11 protein-coding genes and 2 pseudogenes are annotated in these 14,445 nt (G+C 67.6%); 7 read left to right on the top strand and 6 right to left on the bottom strand.

Annotated features, from left to right (window positions below):
* Nucleotides 1-189: pseudogene (locus tag VET27_RS24035) on the top strand (hypothetical protein); the annotation flags it as partial.
* Nucleotides 190-287: 98 nt separating this feature from the next.
* Here the strand turns inward: VET27_RS24035 and VET27_RS24040 are convergent.
* Nucleotides 288-689 (bottom strand): DUF4267 domain-containing protein, encoded by a 402-nt coding sequence (locus VET27_RS24040; RefSeq protein ID WP_526522212.1) that lies wholly within the window; start codon nucleotides 687-689, stop codon nucleotides 288-290.
* Between the two features lie 191 nt (nucleotides 690-880).
* On the opposite strand from VET27_RS24040, the gene VET27_RS24045 reads away from it, so the two are divergent.
* Nucleotides 881-1,888, top strand: coding sequence for an alpha/beta fold hydrolase (locus VET27_RS24045; protein ID WP_526522214.1), 1,008 nt, complete (start codon nucleotides 881-883; stop codon nucleotides 1,886-1,888).
* Nucleotides 1,889-1,892: 4 nt separating this feature from the next.
* On the opposite strand, the gene VET27_RS24050 is transcribed toward VET27_RS24045, so the two are convergent.
* The gene (locus VET27_RS24050; protein ID WP_526522215.1) at nucleotides 1,893-3,383 is read right to left on the bottom strand and encodes a serine/threonine-protein kinase; all 1,491 of its coding nucleotides are present in this window, start codon (nucleotides 3,381-3,383) and stop codon (nucleotides 1,893-1,895) included.
* 108 nt (nucleotides 3,384-3,491) lie between these two features.
* Between VET27_RS24050 and VET27_RS24055 the strand changes: the two are divergent.
* Nucleotides 3,492-3,662 (top strand): annotated as a pseudogene (locus VET27_RS24055) (DUF2510 domain-containing protein); the annotation flags it as partial.
* 8 nt (nucleotides 3,663-3,670) lie between these two features.
* Here VET27_RS24055 and VET27_RS24060 read toward each other — a convergent pair.
* Nucleotides 3,671-6,007 (bottom strand): Tex family protein, encoded by a 2,337-nt coding sequence (locus tag VET27_RS24060; RefSeq protein WP_526522217.1) that lies wholly within the window; start codon nucleotides 6,005-6,007, stop codon nucleotides 3,671-3,673.
* Between the two features lie 325 nt (nucleotides 6,008-6,332).
* On the opposite strand from VET27_RS24060, the gene VET27_RS24065 reads away from it, so the two are divergent.
* Both VET27_RS24065 and VET27_RS24070 read left to right on the top strand, forming a co-directional pair.
* The gene (locus tag VET27_RS24065) at nucleotides 6,333-6,572 is read left to right on the top strand and encodes a three-helix bundle dimerization domain-containing protein (protein ID WP_526522219.1); all 240 of its coding nucleotides are present in this window, start codon (nucleotides 6,333-6,335) and stop codon (nucleotides 6,570-6,572) included.
* Complete coding sequence (locus tag VET27_RS24070) at nucleotides 6,517-6,804, top strand: hypothetical protein (protein ID WP_526522221.1); 288 nt, start codon at nucleotides 6,517-6,519, stop codon at nucleotides 6,802-6,804. The genes VET27_RS24065 and VET27_RS24070 overlap by 56 nt, the downstream gene beginning before the upstream one ends.
* On the opposite strand, the gene VET27_RS24075 is transcribed toward VET27_RS24070, so the two are convergent.
* Entirely contained in the window at nucleotides 6,801-8,432 is a 1,632-nt protein-coding gene (locus tag VET27_RS24075; protein WP_526522223.1) for a methyltransferase regulatory domain-containing protein, read from the bottom strand. The genes VET27_RS24070 and VET27_RS24075 overlap by 4 nt on opposite strands.
* A 4-nt stretch (nucleotides 8,433-8,436) precedes the next feature.
* Nucleotides 8,437-9,735, bottom strand: coding sequence for an acyltransferase family protein (locus VET27_RS24080; protein WP_526522225.1), 1,299 nt, complete (start codon nucleotides 9,733-9,735; stop codon nucleotides 8,437-8,439).
* A gap of 91 nt (nucleotides 9,736-9,826) precedes the next feature.
* Between VET27_RS24080 and VET27_RS24085 the strand changes: the two genes are divergently transcribed.
* Complete coding sequence (locus VET27_RS24085; RefSeq protein ID WP_526522227.1) at nucleotides 9,827-10,735, top strand: hypothetical protein; 909 nt, start codon at nucleotides 9,827-9,829, stop codon at nucleotides 10,733-10,735.
* A gap of 126 nt (nucleotides 10,736-10,861) precedes the next feature.
* Here VET27_RS24085 and VET27_RS24090 read toward each other — a convergent pair whose 3' ends face one another.
* Nucleotides 10,862-12,463, bottom strand: coding sequence for a hypothetical protein (locus VET27_RS24090; RefSeq protein WP_526522228.1), 1,602 nt, complete (start codon nucleotides 12,461-12,463; stop codon nucleotides 10,862-10,864).
* Between the two features lie 1,287 nt (nucleotides 12,464-13,750).
* Here VET27_RS24090 and VET27_RS24095 point away from each other — a divergent pair.
* The coding region (locus VET27_RS24095; RefSeq protein WP_526522230.1) for a hypothetical protein at nucleotides 13,751-14,445 on the top strand (695 nt) is incomplete at its 3' end.

A 14,445-nucleotide genomic window follows, 5' to 3' on the forward strand; every position in this document is an offset into this window, starting at 1 on the left:
CTCATCACGGAACCTGCGGTCGTCGCCGACCTCGCTCACCGCGTCGCCGAGGCCTACGGCGCCAAGAAGGCGCAGCGCTCGATGGGACTGAAGTTTCGCGACAGCGGGATCCCCTCGGTCGAGGAATTCACTGAAGCGTCAGGTCGCCTCGGACTCGCTGCGATTCGATTGACTCCAGTGGCTGACTGAAAGCGGGCTGGTTCGGCCCCGCAACTGGCGTTGATTTTCACGCATGCACGAAAGATCAAGGGGCATAGCATACATCGCGCAAAGAGCGTGACTATGGGCTATGCCCGCTGGCCGCCGCCAGCCGGTTTCGACGTTCTCCGACGCGTCGCCCCCCACAGCCCAACGCCGATGCCAACCGCAGCACCGCCAAGCCCGATCAACTGCTGTGAGCGCCGCATCTGATGATGCGTGCTGATCCCACCAAGCAGGTCGGCCGCGTCCGCGCCGCCGGAGGCGAGGAACCACCCGCGGGTATCCCGACCACGCACTGCCGCCACCGTGAGTAGTCCCCCGATGAGCGCGTCGCGGTAGCCCATTGAGTACAGCAACAGCCGCGCCCCGCCGACCGGCTCCTCGGGATTACCCCAGAGTCGGTTCGCGCGGACCGGATCCACGAGGAACGAGATGCCCGAGGCGAGACGGATGCTGCCTGCGGCGAGTGCGGCGCGGTCGATCGACATGGATCGGAGCCTAAGACTTCATCTCTCGACGGCGGATGGATTCGGTCACCACCGGCCGTCAGCCGACGTCGAACCGCTGCTCCTCGGTGCGGCTGCGATGAGCTTTCCGATCGCGTCGCAGCTTCGCCTGAAGCGCCAACGCCGAGGTCACGCACGGCTACCATCCGTCATGACCGGACGTTCATTGCGAGATGATCGACGTGGTCGCCCATCGAGAGGCGCTCATGACGTACGCGACGCGCCACGGACGATTAGCGATCGCCTGCGTACTGGGCTTGAGTCTGACCCTGCTCTCCTGCAACCGTTCTGGTGCAGGCGAACCCGACTTCGCCGGCCTGGTCCAGGTCGGTGACGGGCGCAGCATCTTCGCGGAATGTCGGGGTACGGGCTCCCCGACAGTGGTCCTGATGGCAGGCAAGGGCAACGGCGCCGAGGACTGGCTGCAGCTCCTCGCATCCGACGACCCCGTGCACGTGGCCCCAGGCGACGACCTCGCATTGGGCGAAGGAAGGCTGGAACACAGCGACGACGCCGTCCTGCCGTCGGTGGCCCGGTTCACCCGGGTCTGCACCTACGACCGGCCTGACGTCCGCTTCAACGGCGCCGACCTCACCACGCCGAGAACTCAGCCGCACACCCTCGACGCCGACCTCGCGGATCTGCACGCGTTGTTGCTCGCACTGGCCGCACCGCAGCCCTACGTCCTGGTCCCGCACTCCTACAGCGGCTTGATCGCCACCCTCTACGCGCGCACGTATCCGCAGACCGTCGGCGGCCTCGTCATGGTCGATACCGCCACCGAACTCATGGTTGACGTCGTGAGCCCGGCCAAGCTCGCCAACTGGGACGCCACCAACGCCGCGACGTCGCCTCAGGTCCGAGAAGGCGTGCAGTTGATCGATGGGTTCGGTCGCATCAATGCGGCACCGTCCATGCCAAAGGTGCCTGCCGTCGTCCTGTCGGCGGACAAGCCGTGGCGCGTTGACCTGCTGCCTCCCGAAGCCAGCAGGGGTGACCAGGTGACCTTCACCGACTGGCTGGCGTCACAGGACCGGTTGACGACGGTACTCGGGGCTGAGCGCATTACTGAAACCCGAAGCGGGCACGCCATTTACCTCTACTCACCGAAGGTGGTGGTCGATGCCATCCGTAGCGTTGTCGACGACGTTCGCGGCACGCCACCGACGACGACACGCTGACGCCCTACCTCGACGCGTACTGCACCGGCGGCTCGGAGGAGTCCACGCGACCGTTGCTGATGATGGTCAGCCGGTCGGGGCGCACCTCGTAGCGGGCGCCGTCGGCGGGATTGGTGACGTCGAATCCCCCGTCGGCAGGCACCGCGTCGGCCAACCTGAGGTTGGCTCCGTCGCGCAGGCGCTCGCCGTGGTAGTAGAAGACGTTCGGCGCCGACTGGCAGATCACGGCCAGGGAGCTGGCGGTGCGGATCATCGCCGCGGCCAGGTCCCCGGTGTCGCAGCGCGCCGCCTGGTTGAGGAAGCCCTGTGAATCGGCGCCGGAGAACGTCGGCGATACGGTCGTCATCGACGGCGTGCTCACCTCAGACGACGCCGTCGAGGGTGCCGCCGTCGGCGAGCCGCCAATCCCGTTGCGCAGCAATAACACCAACGCCAGGACTGCCGCGCCACCGAGTGCCAGCACCGTGCCCGCGACCAGAGCCCTCTGCACGCGGCTGAGCCCCGAGGTGCGACCCGGCGGCACGGGCGCTCGCGCGGGCAACGGGTACGGGCTGTGTCCGGTCTCGGCGGGATTCGGGTAGATCGCCGAGAACTGTCGGGTGCCGGGCGCTGGGCCAGGAGACGGAGCTGCCACGACCGGCTGGACAGGTGCCCCTGACGTGGAGGCTGCCGCGGTGGCTGCCCTGGCCAGTTCGCCGGCCGACGGGAACCGCGCCTCGGGTTGCTTGGCCATGCCGCGGGCGATGACGTCGTCGAACGCCCGCCCGATCCCCCGGCGCATGATGCTCGGCCGTGGCGGCGGGGCCAGCACGTGCGCACTCATCAGCTGCGCCAAGTCGCCGGTCTCGAACGGCGGCCGACCGGTTAGGCACTCGTAGAGCACGCAGGTCAGCGAATACACGTCGGCCTCGGGACCGGCGACGCCTGCGCTGAAGCGTTCGGGCGCGATGTAGTCGGCCGACCCGACCACCGATCCCGTCATCGTCACGCTGGAATTGCCCTGGACGTGCGCGATGCCGAAGTCGGCGAGGTAGGCGAAGTCATCGGCAGTCAGCAGGACGTTCTCCGGTTTGATGTCTCGGTGCACCAGACCGTCGGCGTGCGCGGCATCCAACGCGGACGCCACCTGGGTGATGATCGCCGCCGCCCGCCTCGGCTCCAGCGGCCCGTCCACGCGCAGCACGTCCTTCAGGTTGGCGCCCTCGACCAGGCGCATGTCGATGTAGAGGACTCCGTCGATCTCGCCGAAGTCGTGCACGGGTATCACGTGCGGCTCCTTCAGACGCGCCGCGATCCGCGATTCTCGCCGGAAGCGCTCCTGAAAACCCGGATCGATCGCCATCGCGGCCCGCAGCAGCTTCAGGGCGACCGTCCGGTCCTTGACCGTGTCGTACGCCTGGTACACATCCCCCATGCCGCCCACGCCGATCAGGGATTGCAGCTGGTAGGGCCCGAACCGAGTGCCCAGACGTGAGCCGCGGTAGGGAGACGCCATGCCCCGATTGTCTCAGGTCGGCCTGTGGCGGGTTTCGCCGTCGTCGCCTGCACGCCGCGGGCGAGTGCCGCGCGGCCCGGCGTCAAAGGCAGTTCTGGTGGCCCAACGATGACGGTGAGCAGGGCTACAAGGGCCGGTGGGACAGCGGTCACCAACGACACAGGGTCGCCTCATTGTCGCTACGAGGCGGGCACTTCGAGTGGGTGCACCCCTGCCGGGGCGGGTTGGTATCCCGACCCCGGCAACCCGAGTGTGACGCGCTACTTCGACGGGCAAACGTGGCCCCGCTACCGCCCGAAGCCGGCGTCCCGCAGCGCCTGCGCCATCGACCCGGCGGCCGGCGTCGCCTCCCGACGGTCAGCGTTCTTGGGGCGATTGGGGTTTGGTCGCTCGCCACGACCCTTCGCGGACACCTTGCTCTGGCCACCGCGCTGCTGTGGGCTGTCGTTGAGGCGCAGCGTCAGGCCGATCCGCTGACGGTCCACGTCGACCTCGAGCACCTTCACCTTCACCACTTGCCCGGACTTCACGACCTCGTGCGGGTCGGACACGTAGCGGTCCGACATCGCCGAGACGTGCACCTGGCCGTCCTGATGGACGCCGACGTCGACGAACGCACCGAACGCGGCGACGTTGGTGACCACGCCCTCGAGGACCATGCCGACCTTCAGATCGGCGACCTTCTCCACGCCCGCGGCGAACCTCGCCGTCGAGAATGCGGGCCGTGGATCGCGGCCCGGCTTCTCCAACTCGGCGAGGATGTCGGTGACGGTGGGGATGCCGAACCGGTCGTCGGCGAAGTCGGCGGGGCGCAGGGACCGCAACGACCGCTCGTCGCCGATGAGCTCCGCGAGGGTGACGCCCGATCGGTCAAGGATGCGCCGCACCACCGGATACGACTCGGGGTGCACGCCGGACCCGTCGAGCGGATCGTCGCCGTCGATGATCCGCAGGAAGCCGGCGCACTGCTCGAAAGCCTTGGGGCCCAATCGCGGAACCTTCAGCAGGGCCTTGCGATTGCGGAACGGCCCCGTCGACTCGCGGTGCGCGACGATCGCCTCGGCCAACGTGTCCGTCACCCCCGACACCCGGGCGAGTAGCGGCACCGACGCGGTGTTCAAATCGACGCCGACGGCGTTCACGGCGTCTTCGACCACGGCGTTCAGGCTGCGGGCCAGCGTCCCCGGCGTCACGTCGTGCTGGTACTGCCCGACGCCGATCGACTTGGGCTCGATCTTCACCAGTTCGGCCAGCGGATCCTGCAGCCGCCGCGCGATCGACACCGCGCCGCGGATCGTCACGTCCAGGGTCGGCAGTTCGTGTGCGGCATACGCCGACGCCGAGTACACCGACGCGCCCGCCTCGCTCACCATCGCCTTCACGGGAGCCTTGGCGCCGGCGGCGCGGATGTCGGCGATGAGTTCGGTTGCCAGCAAGTCGGTTTCGCGCGACGCCGTCCCGTTGCCGATGGCGATGAGGTCGATGCCGTGGCGCGCGATCAGTGCTCCGAGTATCGCCTTGGACTGATCCCACTGCTGCTGCGGCTGGTGCGGGAAGATCGCGCAGTGGTCGAGGACCTTGCCGGTGCCGTCCACCACGGCGACCTTGACGCCGCTCCGGAAGCCGGGGTCCAGGCCGAGTGTCGTGCGGGTACCCGCCGGCGCCGCGAGCAGGAGGTCCTTGAGGTTCTTCGCGAACACCGCGACCGCGTCCAACTCGGCGCGCTGCTTGAGCCGGATGCGGGCGTCGACAGCGGCCGAGACCATCAGCTTGACCCGCCACGCCAACTTGACGGTGGTGGCCAGCCACGGCGTTGCCGGTGCCTTCGCAGACAGGTCGACGCCGAGCGTCCGGGCGACCATGGCGTGATACACCTCGTCGTCGCCGCCCTCGAGGTTCAGCGAAAGGACCTGCTCCTTCTCCCCGCGCATGACGGCCAGCACGCGGTGCGACGGCATCTTCTCCAACGGCTCGGAGAACTCGAAGTAGTCACGAAACTTCTGCGCTGCCGGGCTTTTCGCCATGTCCGTCGACGAGGGAGATGTTTGCAGTGAACCGTCGGCCCAGAACTTGGCGCGGACGGCGCCGACGAGTTCGGCGTCCTCGGCGGCGCGCTCGATGATGATGTGCCGCGCGCCCTCGAGTGCCGCGGCGGCGTCGGCGACGTCCTCGTTCAGGAACTCCCCGGCCACGCCCTCCGGGACGAGTGTCGGATCGGCCAGCAGCCGGTCGGCCAGCGGTTCGAGGCCGGCTTCGCGGGCGATCTGCGCCTTGGTCCGCCGCTTGGGCTTGTAGGGCAGGTAGATGTCCTCGACCCGCGACTTGGTGTCGGCGGCCAGCAGCGCGGCGCGGAGGTCGTCGGTGAGCTTGCCCTGCTCCTCGATGGAGGCGATCACCGCGGTGCGACGGGAGTCGAGCTCCCGCAGGTAGCCGAGGCGCTCCTCGAGCGTCCGAAGTTGGCCGTCATCGAGGCTGCCGGTGACTTCCTTGCGGTAGCGGGCAATGAAGGGGACCGTCGCGCCCTCGTCGAGCAGCCGCACGGTCGCGGCCACCTGAGCCTCGCGAACAGCGAGTTCTTCGGCAAGGCGGGCATTTACGGACTTGACGGCGGGGCTCGGAGTCACGCCGAGACCCTACCCAATCGGTCGGACGGGCCGGGCGACCTGGCGGGTGGATCCGTCGACTGGGATCGACTTCCTCCCCCACTTCACAGTGGTGCGCACGGTCCCCGGGGAGAATTCGTCAACGATGCCCCGGGGGCCGTCCGCTTGCCAGGGAATCCGGGAGACCTCGACATCCCGGAACCCGCTGACGTCACGCTGCCATACCTCAACGACAGTTCGGCCCAGCGTCGAAGACGTCCGCCGGCTGTTCGTCTGCCGTTGGCGCGCATGTGACATTTCGTTCACTCGTGTTGAATGCACCGCTCCGATGCCGCACCATGTACTTGTGGTTCTCTTAGAAGAAGAGGATCGACTCATCAGCGCGGCGATCGAGCGTCTCGTGAACCGTTTTCCCGGAGTTCCCGCGATCACCGTGCACGAGATCTTGGGATCCGTTCGACGGAGCTTCGACACCGCACCGATCCGCGATTTCGTTCCGCTGTTCGTGGAGCGCAAGACGAAGGAGCAGCTTGAGGCCCTCGTTGCCGCCGGCGCCCCACGGCTCGAGGCCACCGTCGGAAGCTGACTGCTACCAGGCGGCGACCTTCGCCCAGGAACTCGCGCTGCTGATCGCCGACGGTCGACAGCGGGCGGAGAACATCAATGCAGAGGCTGATCGAGCGCTCCAGCGCGACATGCCCAAGACCGCGGGTCGGCTCCGTGGCGAGGCCAACCTCTTGCAGCAAGAGATCGACGAGATGTGCCGCATGCACCGACGGCTGAGATTGCGCTTTCCCGCGCCAAGCGCCGCGGGCTAGACCGGCCGCACCAGCTGCAGCTCGGCCAGGTGCTGCGGCAGCGCGGCGACGTACTTGGCCAAGGCGGCGCGGACGTCCGACTCGCCGGTCACCTGCTTGCCGTCGAGCTCGATCTCGATCGGCTGCTCGCGGACGCTGGCGAGCAAGGCTTCCACCAGGGACTCGGAGTCGCGGGTGCCGTCCAGCAGTGGAAGCAGCAGGCTGTCCAGCGCTGACAGGATCAGAGTCTCGTGCCAGAGGTTGAAGGTCGACGCGTCACCTCGCTCACGCGTCACTTCGACAGTGCGCCTGGTCTCTTCGGCAAGCCGCAACGGTTCGGATGCCGGTTCCAGCGACACCGGGTCGAGCCGGAATTTCGCCACCCCCTGCAGGATCAGGACCAACATCAGGTTGTCCACGTGTTCCGCAAGATTCGAGCTGACGGTGAAGCCGGCGGACTCGAGGCGTGCCTGCGCCTCGGCCACCAGATCGTGTCGTGACACCGTCGCGGGCCAGCGCGCATTGAGAGAGTCCATTGTCGCCTTGAGGCCCGGATCGTTGGTGAACAGGGTCGCGCCGTCGGACACCAGATACTCTTGGCGTGAGTTGTCGAGGCGAGTCTGACCGTCGACGGGCGGGACCCACGCAGCGATGTGGACGCGCTCTGCACGGCCGGGTTGCGGGTCGTATCTGATCTGCGGAGCCCGTTCGACATGGACCAGCAACGACTCCCGGAACATGCGGTTGAGGACGAAGTCCAGGTACTGCTCCACCAGAACCTGGACACCACCGCACGTGGCTCGCAAGTACTCGTCGACCTTGGGACCGAAGTTGGCGGGAATCATCGTCTCGAGGTGCGCCTCCGCCAGATAGGCGAGACCGTGAGCGCCCGCACGCCCCACCATTTCGTAGAAGTAACAGGGTGAGTTGAACGTCGCGAGTTCGTCGTGCAACAGGTAGGAGTCCCCGAAACCCAGGGCGTGGTCCTGGGAAACTTCCAGCACCCGTCTCATCACGCCGTCGGCGGGGACGACCTGCTCCAGGAAGTCGACCATTCCGCGGGCCGCCCGCACTTTGTCCGTCGGTGTCTCGCTGGTCCCGCTGGCCAGCAACATGGCGTCGCGGAGAACCTCCTTCGACTTCCACCCCGGGTACGTGTTGTAGCTGACGTAGCAGACGCCGTCGGGAGCCAGTGACCCGCGAAAGGCGGACAACAGCGCATCCTGTATCGCCGCAGGCACCCAGCTGTACACGCCGTGCGCGACGATGAAGTCGAATCGTCCCAACGCCGCGAGGTCCATCTGCGCGACGTCGCCCGCGATCAACTCGAGGTTGTCGAGGCCTAGGGCCGCCACGCGCGCACGTCCCTGCTCGATCTGCACCTGGGACAGATCGATGCCCACGACACGCGCCCGCGGGTGCGCAGCGGCGAACGGGATCAGGTTTCCCCCTCCGGCACAACCGATTTCGAGCACGCGCGAGCTGGAGACGTCCGGGGCATCCAATCCGAAGAGGTGCGCGATCGCGGCCAGCTGTCCAGGGGCCGACTGGGGGAAAGAATTCGAGGTGTATGGCGTCTCGTCGTAGTCCGCGCGCAGACGGTCAACGGCGTCGTCCATCTCGTGGGTGGTGGCCATCTCGTTCGTCATTCGATCACACCGACGTCGACCCCGCGCACATCCGTGCGACCGCCGCCGCGCCGACGAAGAATCCGAGCGACGACCAACCCGAGACGCCGCTGAGCCCCTCCTTGGCCATCAGCAGCAGCGCCACGCCGGCCGCGCAGACCAGCAACCCTGCGGCCACCGAGCCGGCACCCGTGGCTCGAGCCCGCGCGTCCCACCACGGCAGCCGACGATGCTCCAGCGGAGACAGCAGCATGAACGCGAGAGCCATGACGACCGCGAACACGGCGGCCCGTACCGCGAGGCGGCCCCAGAAGCCCGGCGCGTGCACGTCGTACGCGTCGACACCGACGGCGAGCAGGGCGAAGGTGGCAACCGCGATCGCGGGAATGTGCCAGAGGTAGAGCGTCATCGCTCCCCCGTTGCCCACCGCGACGACGCGCCAGACCCGCGGCCGCGCGGCCCAGCGGCGGATCGTGCCCGCGGCCGCCACGAACAGGCATGACATCCACGTGCAGTGCAGCGCGAGCAACAGCGTGGGCGGCGACACGTTCGACAGGCGTTCGGTGCCCGTCACGACCAGGGAGACCTCGTACGGTCCGGCCATGACGGCCACGACCTGCGCGGCGAAGGCGACCGCGGCCACGGCGAGCGCCGCTCGCGGGCCGATCAACCGCTTGGCGTAGGCCACGCCGATCACGATCGGAATCAGCCACACGAAGACGAAGTTGGCGACGCCCGCCTCGGGTGTCCCGAGGGCGAGCCGGATCGCGTCCATCGCGCCCGCGGCGGCCAGCAGCGCGACGACGACCAGCGCGACCGCTCGACCCGTCCGAAGCCGCGTCAACGCCGGGACGAAGGCGAGCACGACGAGGTACACGCCGAGGAACCACAGGAGTGCGACGCACTCGCGGCCCAGCCCCGCCGCCGACTCGGCCCCCAGCACCAGCCGGGTGACGAGCAGGCCGACCACCCACGCCGCGAGGTACCAGAACACGGGCCGGCACAGCCGCTGCGACCGGGTGAACAGCCAGGTGCCCCACGCCGTGCCGGGCTTCCAGCCATACGCGCCCGCGGCACCGCCGGCCAGGAAGAACAGCGGCATGACCTGCACGGCCCAGGTGATCGGGGCGAGCGCGGGCAGCTCGCCCAGCAGGTTGCCGATCCGCAGACCGCCGGCGTCGATGGTGGCCAGCAGCAGCGCGCAATGCCCGAACATGACGACGATGAGCGCGCCGAGCCGGGCGACGTCAACGGCGCGATCGCGGACGGGTGCAGCGTCGTCGGCGATCGTGGGTGCGTCCGACGATGACTTGGTCAGTGTCATGAACCCAGCATGCCGGGCGGTGGGTCGCCGCGGATGAGTAGGACTACGCGACTTTGGGGCAGCGGGCGTCGTTCGCCTACATTGCAGGGTGATGCGCTCCGCACTGATCGTTCTCTCCTTACTCACCGGCATCGTGGCTTCGTCGACGGCCCCTGCGAGCGCCGCGCCGCCGGCGATGCCCGACCTGCGGGGCTACCTCGCCGTGGTGCCCGAAGCCTTCGTCATGGGCAACGAGGCCTACTTCCAGACCCCCGACGGGCTGTTGTGCGCGATCCAGCCGGACCGCGGCGTCGCCGGATGCGACGGACGACTGCCGGGAACTTTGAGCGGCGTCAACGAGATCGTGCTGACGGCCGACGCCAACGCGCGGGGCCTGCGGGCGACCGCCAGCCCCCGGTTCGTGAAGTCGACCGGAGACGCCGCACCGGTGCTGCGCGAGGGACAGAAGATCGTGTTCGGCGACTTCGAATGTGCCGTCGCCTCAGGGCCATTCACTGCCTGCACCAAGGGGCAGCCGGTGACGAAGTGGATGGTGTTGTCTCCCAACGGCACCGGCATCGGCCCCGCGACCGACGGCCTGCCGCCGGGCTTCTCCGATCCGAACGAGTTCGTTCTCAGCGATGAGACCTACGTCGTCGGGCAAGGCGCGAAGAACCTGTTCCCGGTCTTCACCGTGGACGGCGGCCTGACGTGCTCGATCATCGTCTACAGCGGCGGCGAGATCGGTTGCGACGGGCGACTACCCGGCGTCACCAGTGGCCATAACGAAGTCTTCACCCAACTGCCCGGCACCTCCGGAATCCGTCGCACCGACGCACCGAAGTTCAGCACCCCGGCATACCCCGGACCGATCAAACAGTTGCCCGTCGGACACCGGGTCAACGGCATCGGCTCCACCTGCATGGCCATCACCGGTGGAGTGGCGTGCGTCGGCACCCTCGCGGGCAGCCTGCAGGGATTTCAGGTGTCGCCGTCGGGAGTGTCGACGTTCGGCGGTTAGTGCGGGCCTTGAATCGACGCCGCAGAGCATCCCGGTAGCAAAGCTCGATGCGATCTAACGCAACTGCACACAACACATTTGGATACCGCGGCACCCCGTCGTCGATCGCGGCACGAGGTCATGGTTTCAGATAGCCGAACGCAGCCCGAGCGCGCTGGATACCGACGCGGCCACGACACACACGTCGGTCGCGACATGCCGAGCCACGGGTCCTGGAAGATCGTCGACATGCCCGCAGGCCGCCCCGAGCAAGCCGCCCGTGGGAAGCAGTGTCACCACTGACGGAGTCAGCTCCAGGACCACCGCGTAGCCGTCGTGATCGCCGGTGGTGAAGGTTCCCGTGTTGTAGGCATTGCCCAGCGGAACGACGTCCACCACCCTCGCGCCGCCAGTGGCGACGAGCCGACGTACGAGCTCTGCGCGGGCGATCTCAGACGAGACGTACTCGTGCGTGAACGGGTTGGCTGGATTGAGTTGTTCGGTGCTGAACGCGCCAGTCCAGACATAGCCCGTGCTGCCCGCCGCGGGGGCCGGCCCGAACATCCGGCCGTGATCGTTGGGGAACACGAAGAAGTTGTCGGAGAAGGCTTGCAGCAGGCCGGAAGGCTGTTGGCCGTATGTCTTGCCGTTGACGGTGCCTTGAAAGCCGGTGCTGTGCACTGGTTGTGCCGGGAACCCGGCCCGTGCCATGGCCGCGTTCAGTCTCGCGGTGGATTGCTCCGGGCTGGTGGACGTCGGGTCGATGATGATGACGTTGATCGGCTCCAAGACCGTCATGCCGTTGTGCGGAACTCCGCCGTAGTTCGCGATCTGCCCGTTGGGCTGCAGCAGCCACGTGCCGACGTCGCCGTACGGAGTGTGCGCGACGTCGCCGGGGCTGGGGACTCCGGGTGTGGTGACGGCGGCGTTCGGCGTCGGGGTCACTGCCGCCGCAGAGCTGACGAGACTGCTCGGCGCCCCAACCGCCCCTTGGCTGAGGACGGCGTGTTCGATCTCGCGGCGAATCAGCTGCAACACGCCTAGCGCGAGCGGCAGCGGTGCAACCGGTGAATTACCGGCGTTCGCCGACGAGGTGGTGTCAAGGGCCGCCCACAAGCCGGAGACCATCGTCGCGACTGGCGCATACTGCGCCTGGGCAGCCTGCACGGGAGCGGTGAACGTGAACAGAGACTCGGAAGCGGTAGTCATTTCGGGCGAAACGTTCAGCGCCGCAACGGAAGGCTGCGCAGCGGCATGACGTGCCGTGGCTGTGTCGCCAGCGATAGCGGCCGGCACAGTCTGGTCGAGGGCAGTGCTGGGCGGATTGCTCCCTGGTGAGTGACTTTGAGATTTCGAACCCACGCGGGTCGGTGAAGTCGACGGCCCGTTGGCCTCGCTGGCCTCGGTGACGAGCGTGGCGATACGTCGCGGAATACTTGCGATCAAGCCGGGCAGTGAGTCCGGGCCCGGCTGCTGACCGGGAAGGCCGTTCGTCGCCGCACTATTGCTTCCGCCCAGCTCCATCTTCGGCACGCTCGACGACCCCGGCGTGCGGGGCTTGGCACCGGTCGATCCGTCGGCATGAGAGGTGGCGTCGGTCGGCCCGGTAACGGTTCCCTCGCCGGCGGTCGAGTCCGACGCCGGCTGCGCACCACCACCGCCCGCCGCGCTGGTGCCTTCGGCGTTAGCGAGTCCCGCGCCGCCGGCAACGACCGCCCCGATACCCAACGCCAGCGCCAACGCGCCCACGCGACCCACGTAGTTCGCCGCACCGACCGCGCCCGGCCCAGGGTCAGGGCCAAGGGCCTGACCTGCCGCGAAATTGGATCTGCCGTGCCGCCCCATTGCCATCCCCTTTGGTGCCAGAAGATCACCAGCGACTCGCCACGTGGTGCTCAGCTGCCTTCGACGGACGAAGCTTATACATAGAGAGGCCGCGGGGAGCAAAGAACTCGGCTGTCGACGCGGGCGACTACGGCGCGGCGTCAAAACTGGTCCCGGTTGCCGCCATCGAGCAAGCCGAAACCGCGGCTCAACTGCGCATACGATCTTGATGAGGCCATTGGGGCAACACGCGGCGGCGATCGAGCGAAGAAACTCGAGACGTCGCCTCGACAGCACACCTGCCGTCGACAGCAATCTCGGCAGGTTTGACACGCGGATCGAAGATCTGACGGCGAGTCATACGTGATGCGTGTTGAGTGGCGTGGGCGTAGCCATCAAACGCCGACCGCGCTCCGGTGAATGGCACGGAGTACTTGGACAATCATCGGCTTTTGCCGGTGCTTATCTGGCAAACACGCCCAGCCCCGAACCAATCACATGTCGTCTCGCAAAGCGAGCAATTACCCAGCTAGTCGCTGCATTTGCACGGCGACGATCTCTTCACAGCTCGCGACATGCCATTTGCTGCGATCACTGCACTATTTTAACGTCGACTTTCGCACTTCACACCCTGACGATTGTTTGCGGGAAGGTTGGGGGCCATCAATTGACCAACACTTTGCAGGCGTCGAAACACGCCTCGTTGAGATTTACCGCACTACACGACATCACCGTGGCCGGCGACGCGCTGCGCACGGCTAAGAAAAGCCGTTCGGCCGAATCGATCGCGCGCGCCGAGCAGAAATTGAAGCCCGCAATAGACTGTGCTCGGGACTTGGACGTCGAGTGGAGTCCCATCGGGCGGCCCTCGGCATTGCCCGTGGCAACGCCTACCAGCAGTACCGCACCCGGCCGCAACCTGGGTCAGGCGTAGCGCGTCGCACATGATCGCGCCGTCGCAGGGAGACGAACGTGCGTCGCACCCAAGCGACGGCATCGAAGCGCCACCTCCGCAGCAGAATCGTCCCTTCGACCGCGCCGCCCTGTTCTGGTAGTTCTCCTCGAGACGTCGCAATGATCTAGCCACGACCCAAACCGGCATTGGCACGATCGAAGACCAAAGGCAGGTAGTGCGCTACCCGTGTGTCCCAGTCGGCGCGCGCCCAGCGTTGGCGGAGTAGGTCCCCCATCCCTCCCGCCGCAGGAGCCGAAATGTCCGCACCCACCGTCGCCACCGGCTTCACGAAGGCCGTCGCCCTCACCTATTCGGCCAACCGCAACGCCGCCATCGTCGGCGAACGCGGCGGTCGTCTGATGCTGCTCGACCTGCTCCGGCCCGTTCCGGGCGGCTACGAACAGAGAGTCATCGGCGACGGCTACCGCGACGTCGACCACCTCGCCTACGACGACATCTCCGATCGACTCCTCATCGCCGACGCGGACGGCGTCTGGGTGGCGCGCATCGCCGCAGCCGACCGTGCCGATGCCACGGCGTTCGCGCAGTCGCCCGTCGACGTCCGCGCCTTGAGTACCGCCTCAGCTGCCGGCTCACCCGTGGCGCTGGTGCTCGACGGTGACCCCTCACCGCACCTCGACTCGTACAGCCTGGGCGCGAATCCCGGCAGCACCGTCGACACCCTGCTCGCGTCGCTCGACGGGGCCAAGGAAGCGGCTGTCGCCGACTCGTCCTCGGCGTTCCTCCTCACCTCGGCGGCCGCAGGCACCATCCTGCAGCTCGCCGACTGGACGACGTCGACGGTGGCGCAGATGTCCAGTGGCACTTTGCCGTTCGGCGGACACGTCGCAGCGCTTGACAGTCAGTGGGCACTCGTCGTGTCGAAGAACGGGGAGTTCGCCTGCGTCCGCCGCGACGGAGCCCTCCGCCGTCCGACGGGGGCCGGATCACC

Source organism: Mycobacterium sp. (assembly GCF_035633495.1).
GTDB lineage: Bacteria > Actinomycetota > Actinomycetes > Mycobacteriales > Mycobacteriaceae > Mycobacterium.

What these genes read in the sequence shown, in the direction of transcription:
- VET27_RS24040 (WP_526522212.1), bottom strand. Translation starts at nt 689, where the DNA reads ATGTCGATCGACCGCGCCGCACTCGCCGCAGGCAGCATCCGTCTCGCC.
- VET27_RS24045 (WP_526522214.1), top strand. Translation starts at nt 881, where the DNA reads ATGATCGACGTGGTCGCCCATCGAGAGGCGCTCATGACGTACGCGACG.
- VET27_RS24050 (WP_526522215.1), bottom strand. Translation starts at nt 3,383, where the DNA reads ATGGCGTCTCCCTACCGCGGCTCACGTCTGGGCACTCGGTTCGGGCCC.
- VET27_RS24075 (WP_526522223.1), bottom strand. Translation starts at nt 8,432, where the DNA reads ATGACGAACGAGATGGCCACCACCCACGAGATGGACGACGCCGTTGAC.
- VET27_RS24080 (WP_526522225.1), bottom strand. Translation starts at nt 9,735, where the DNA reads ATGACACTGACCAAGTCATCGTCGGACGCACCCACGATCGCCGACGAC.
- VET27_RS24085 (WP_526522227.1), top strand. Translation starts at nt 9,827, where the DNA reads ATGCGCTCCGCACTGATCGTTCTCTCCTTACTCACCGGCATCGTGGCT.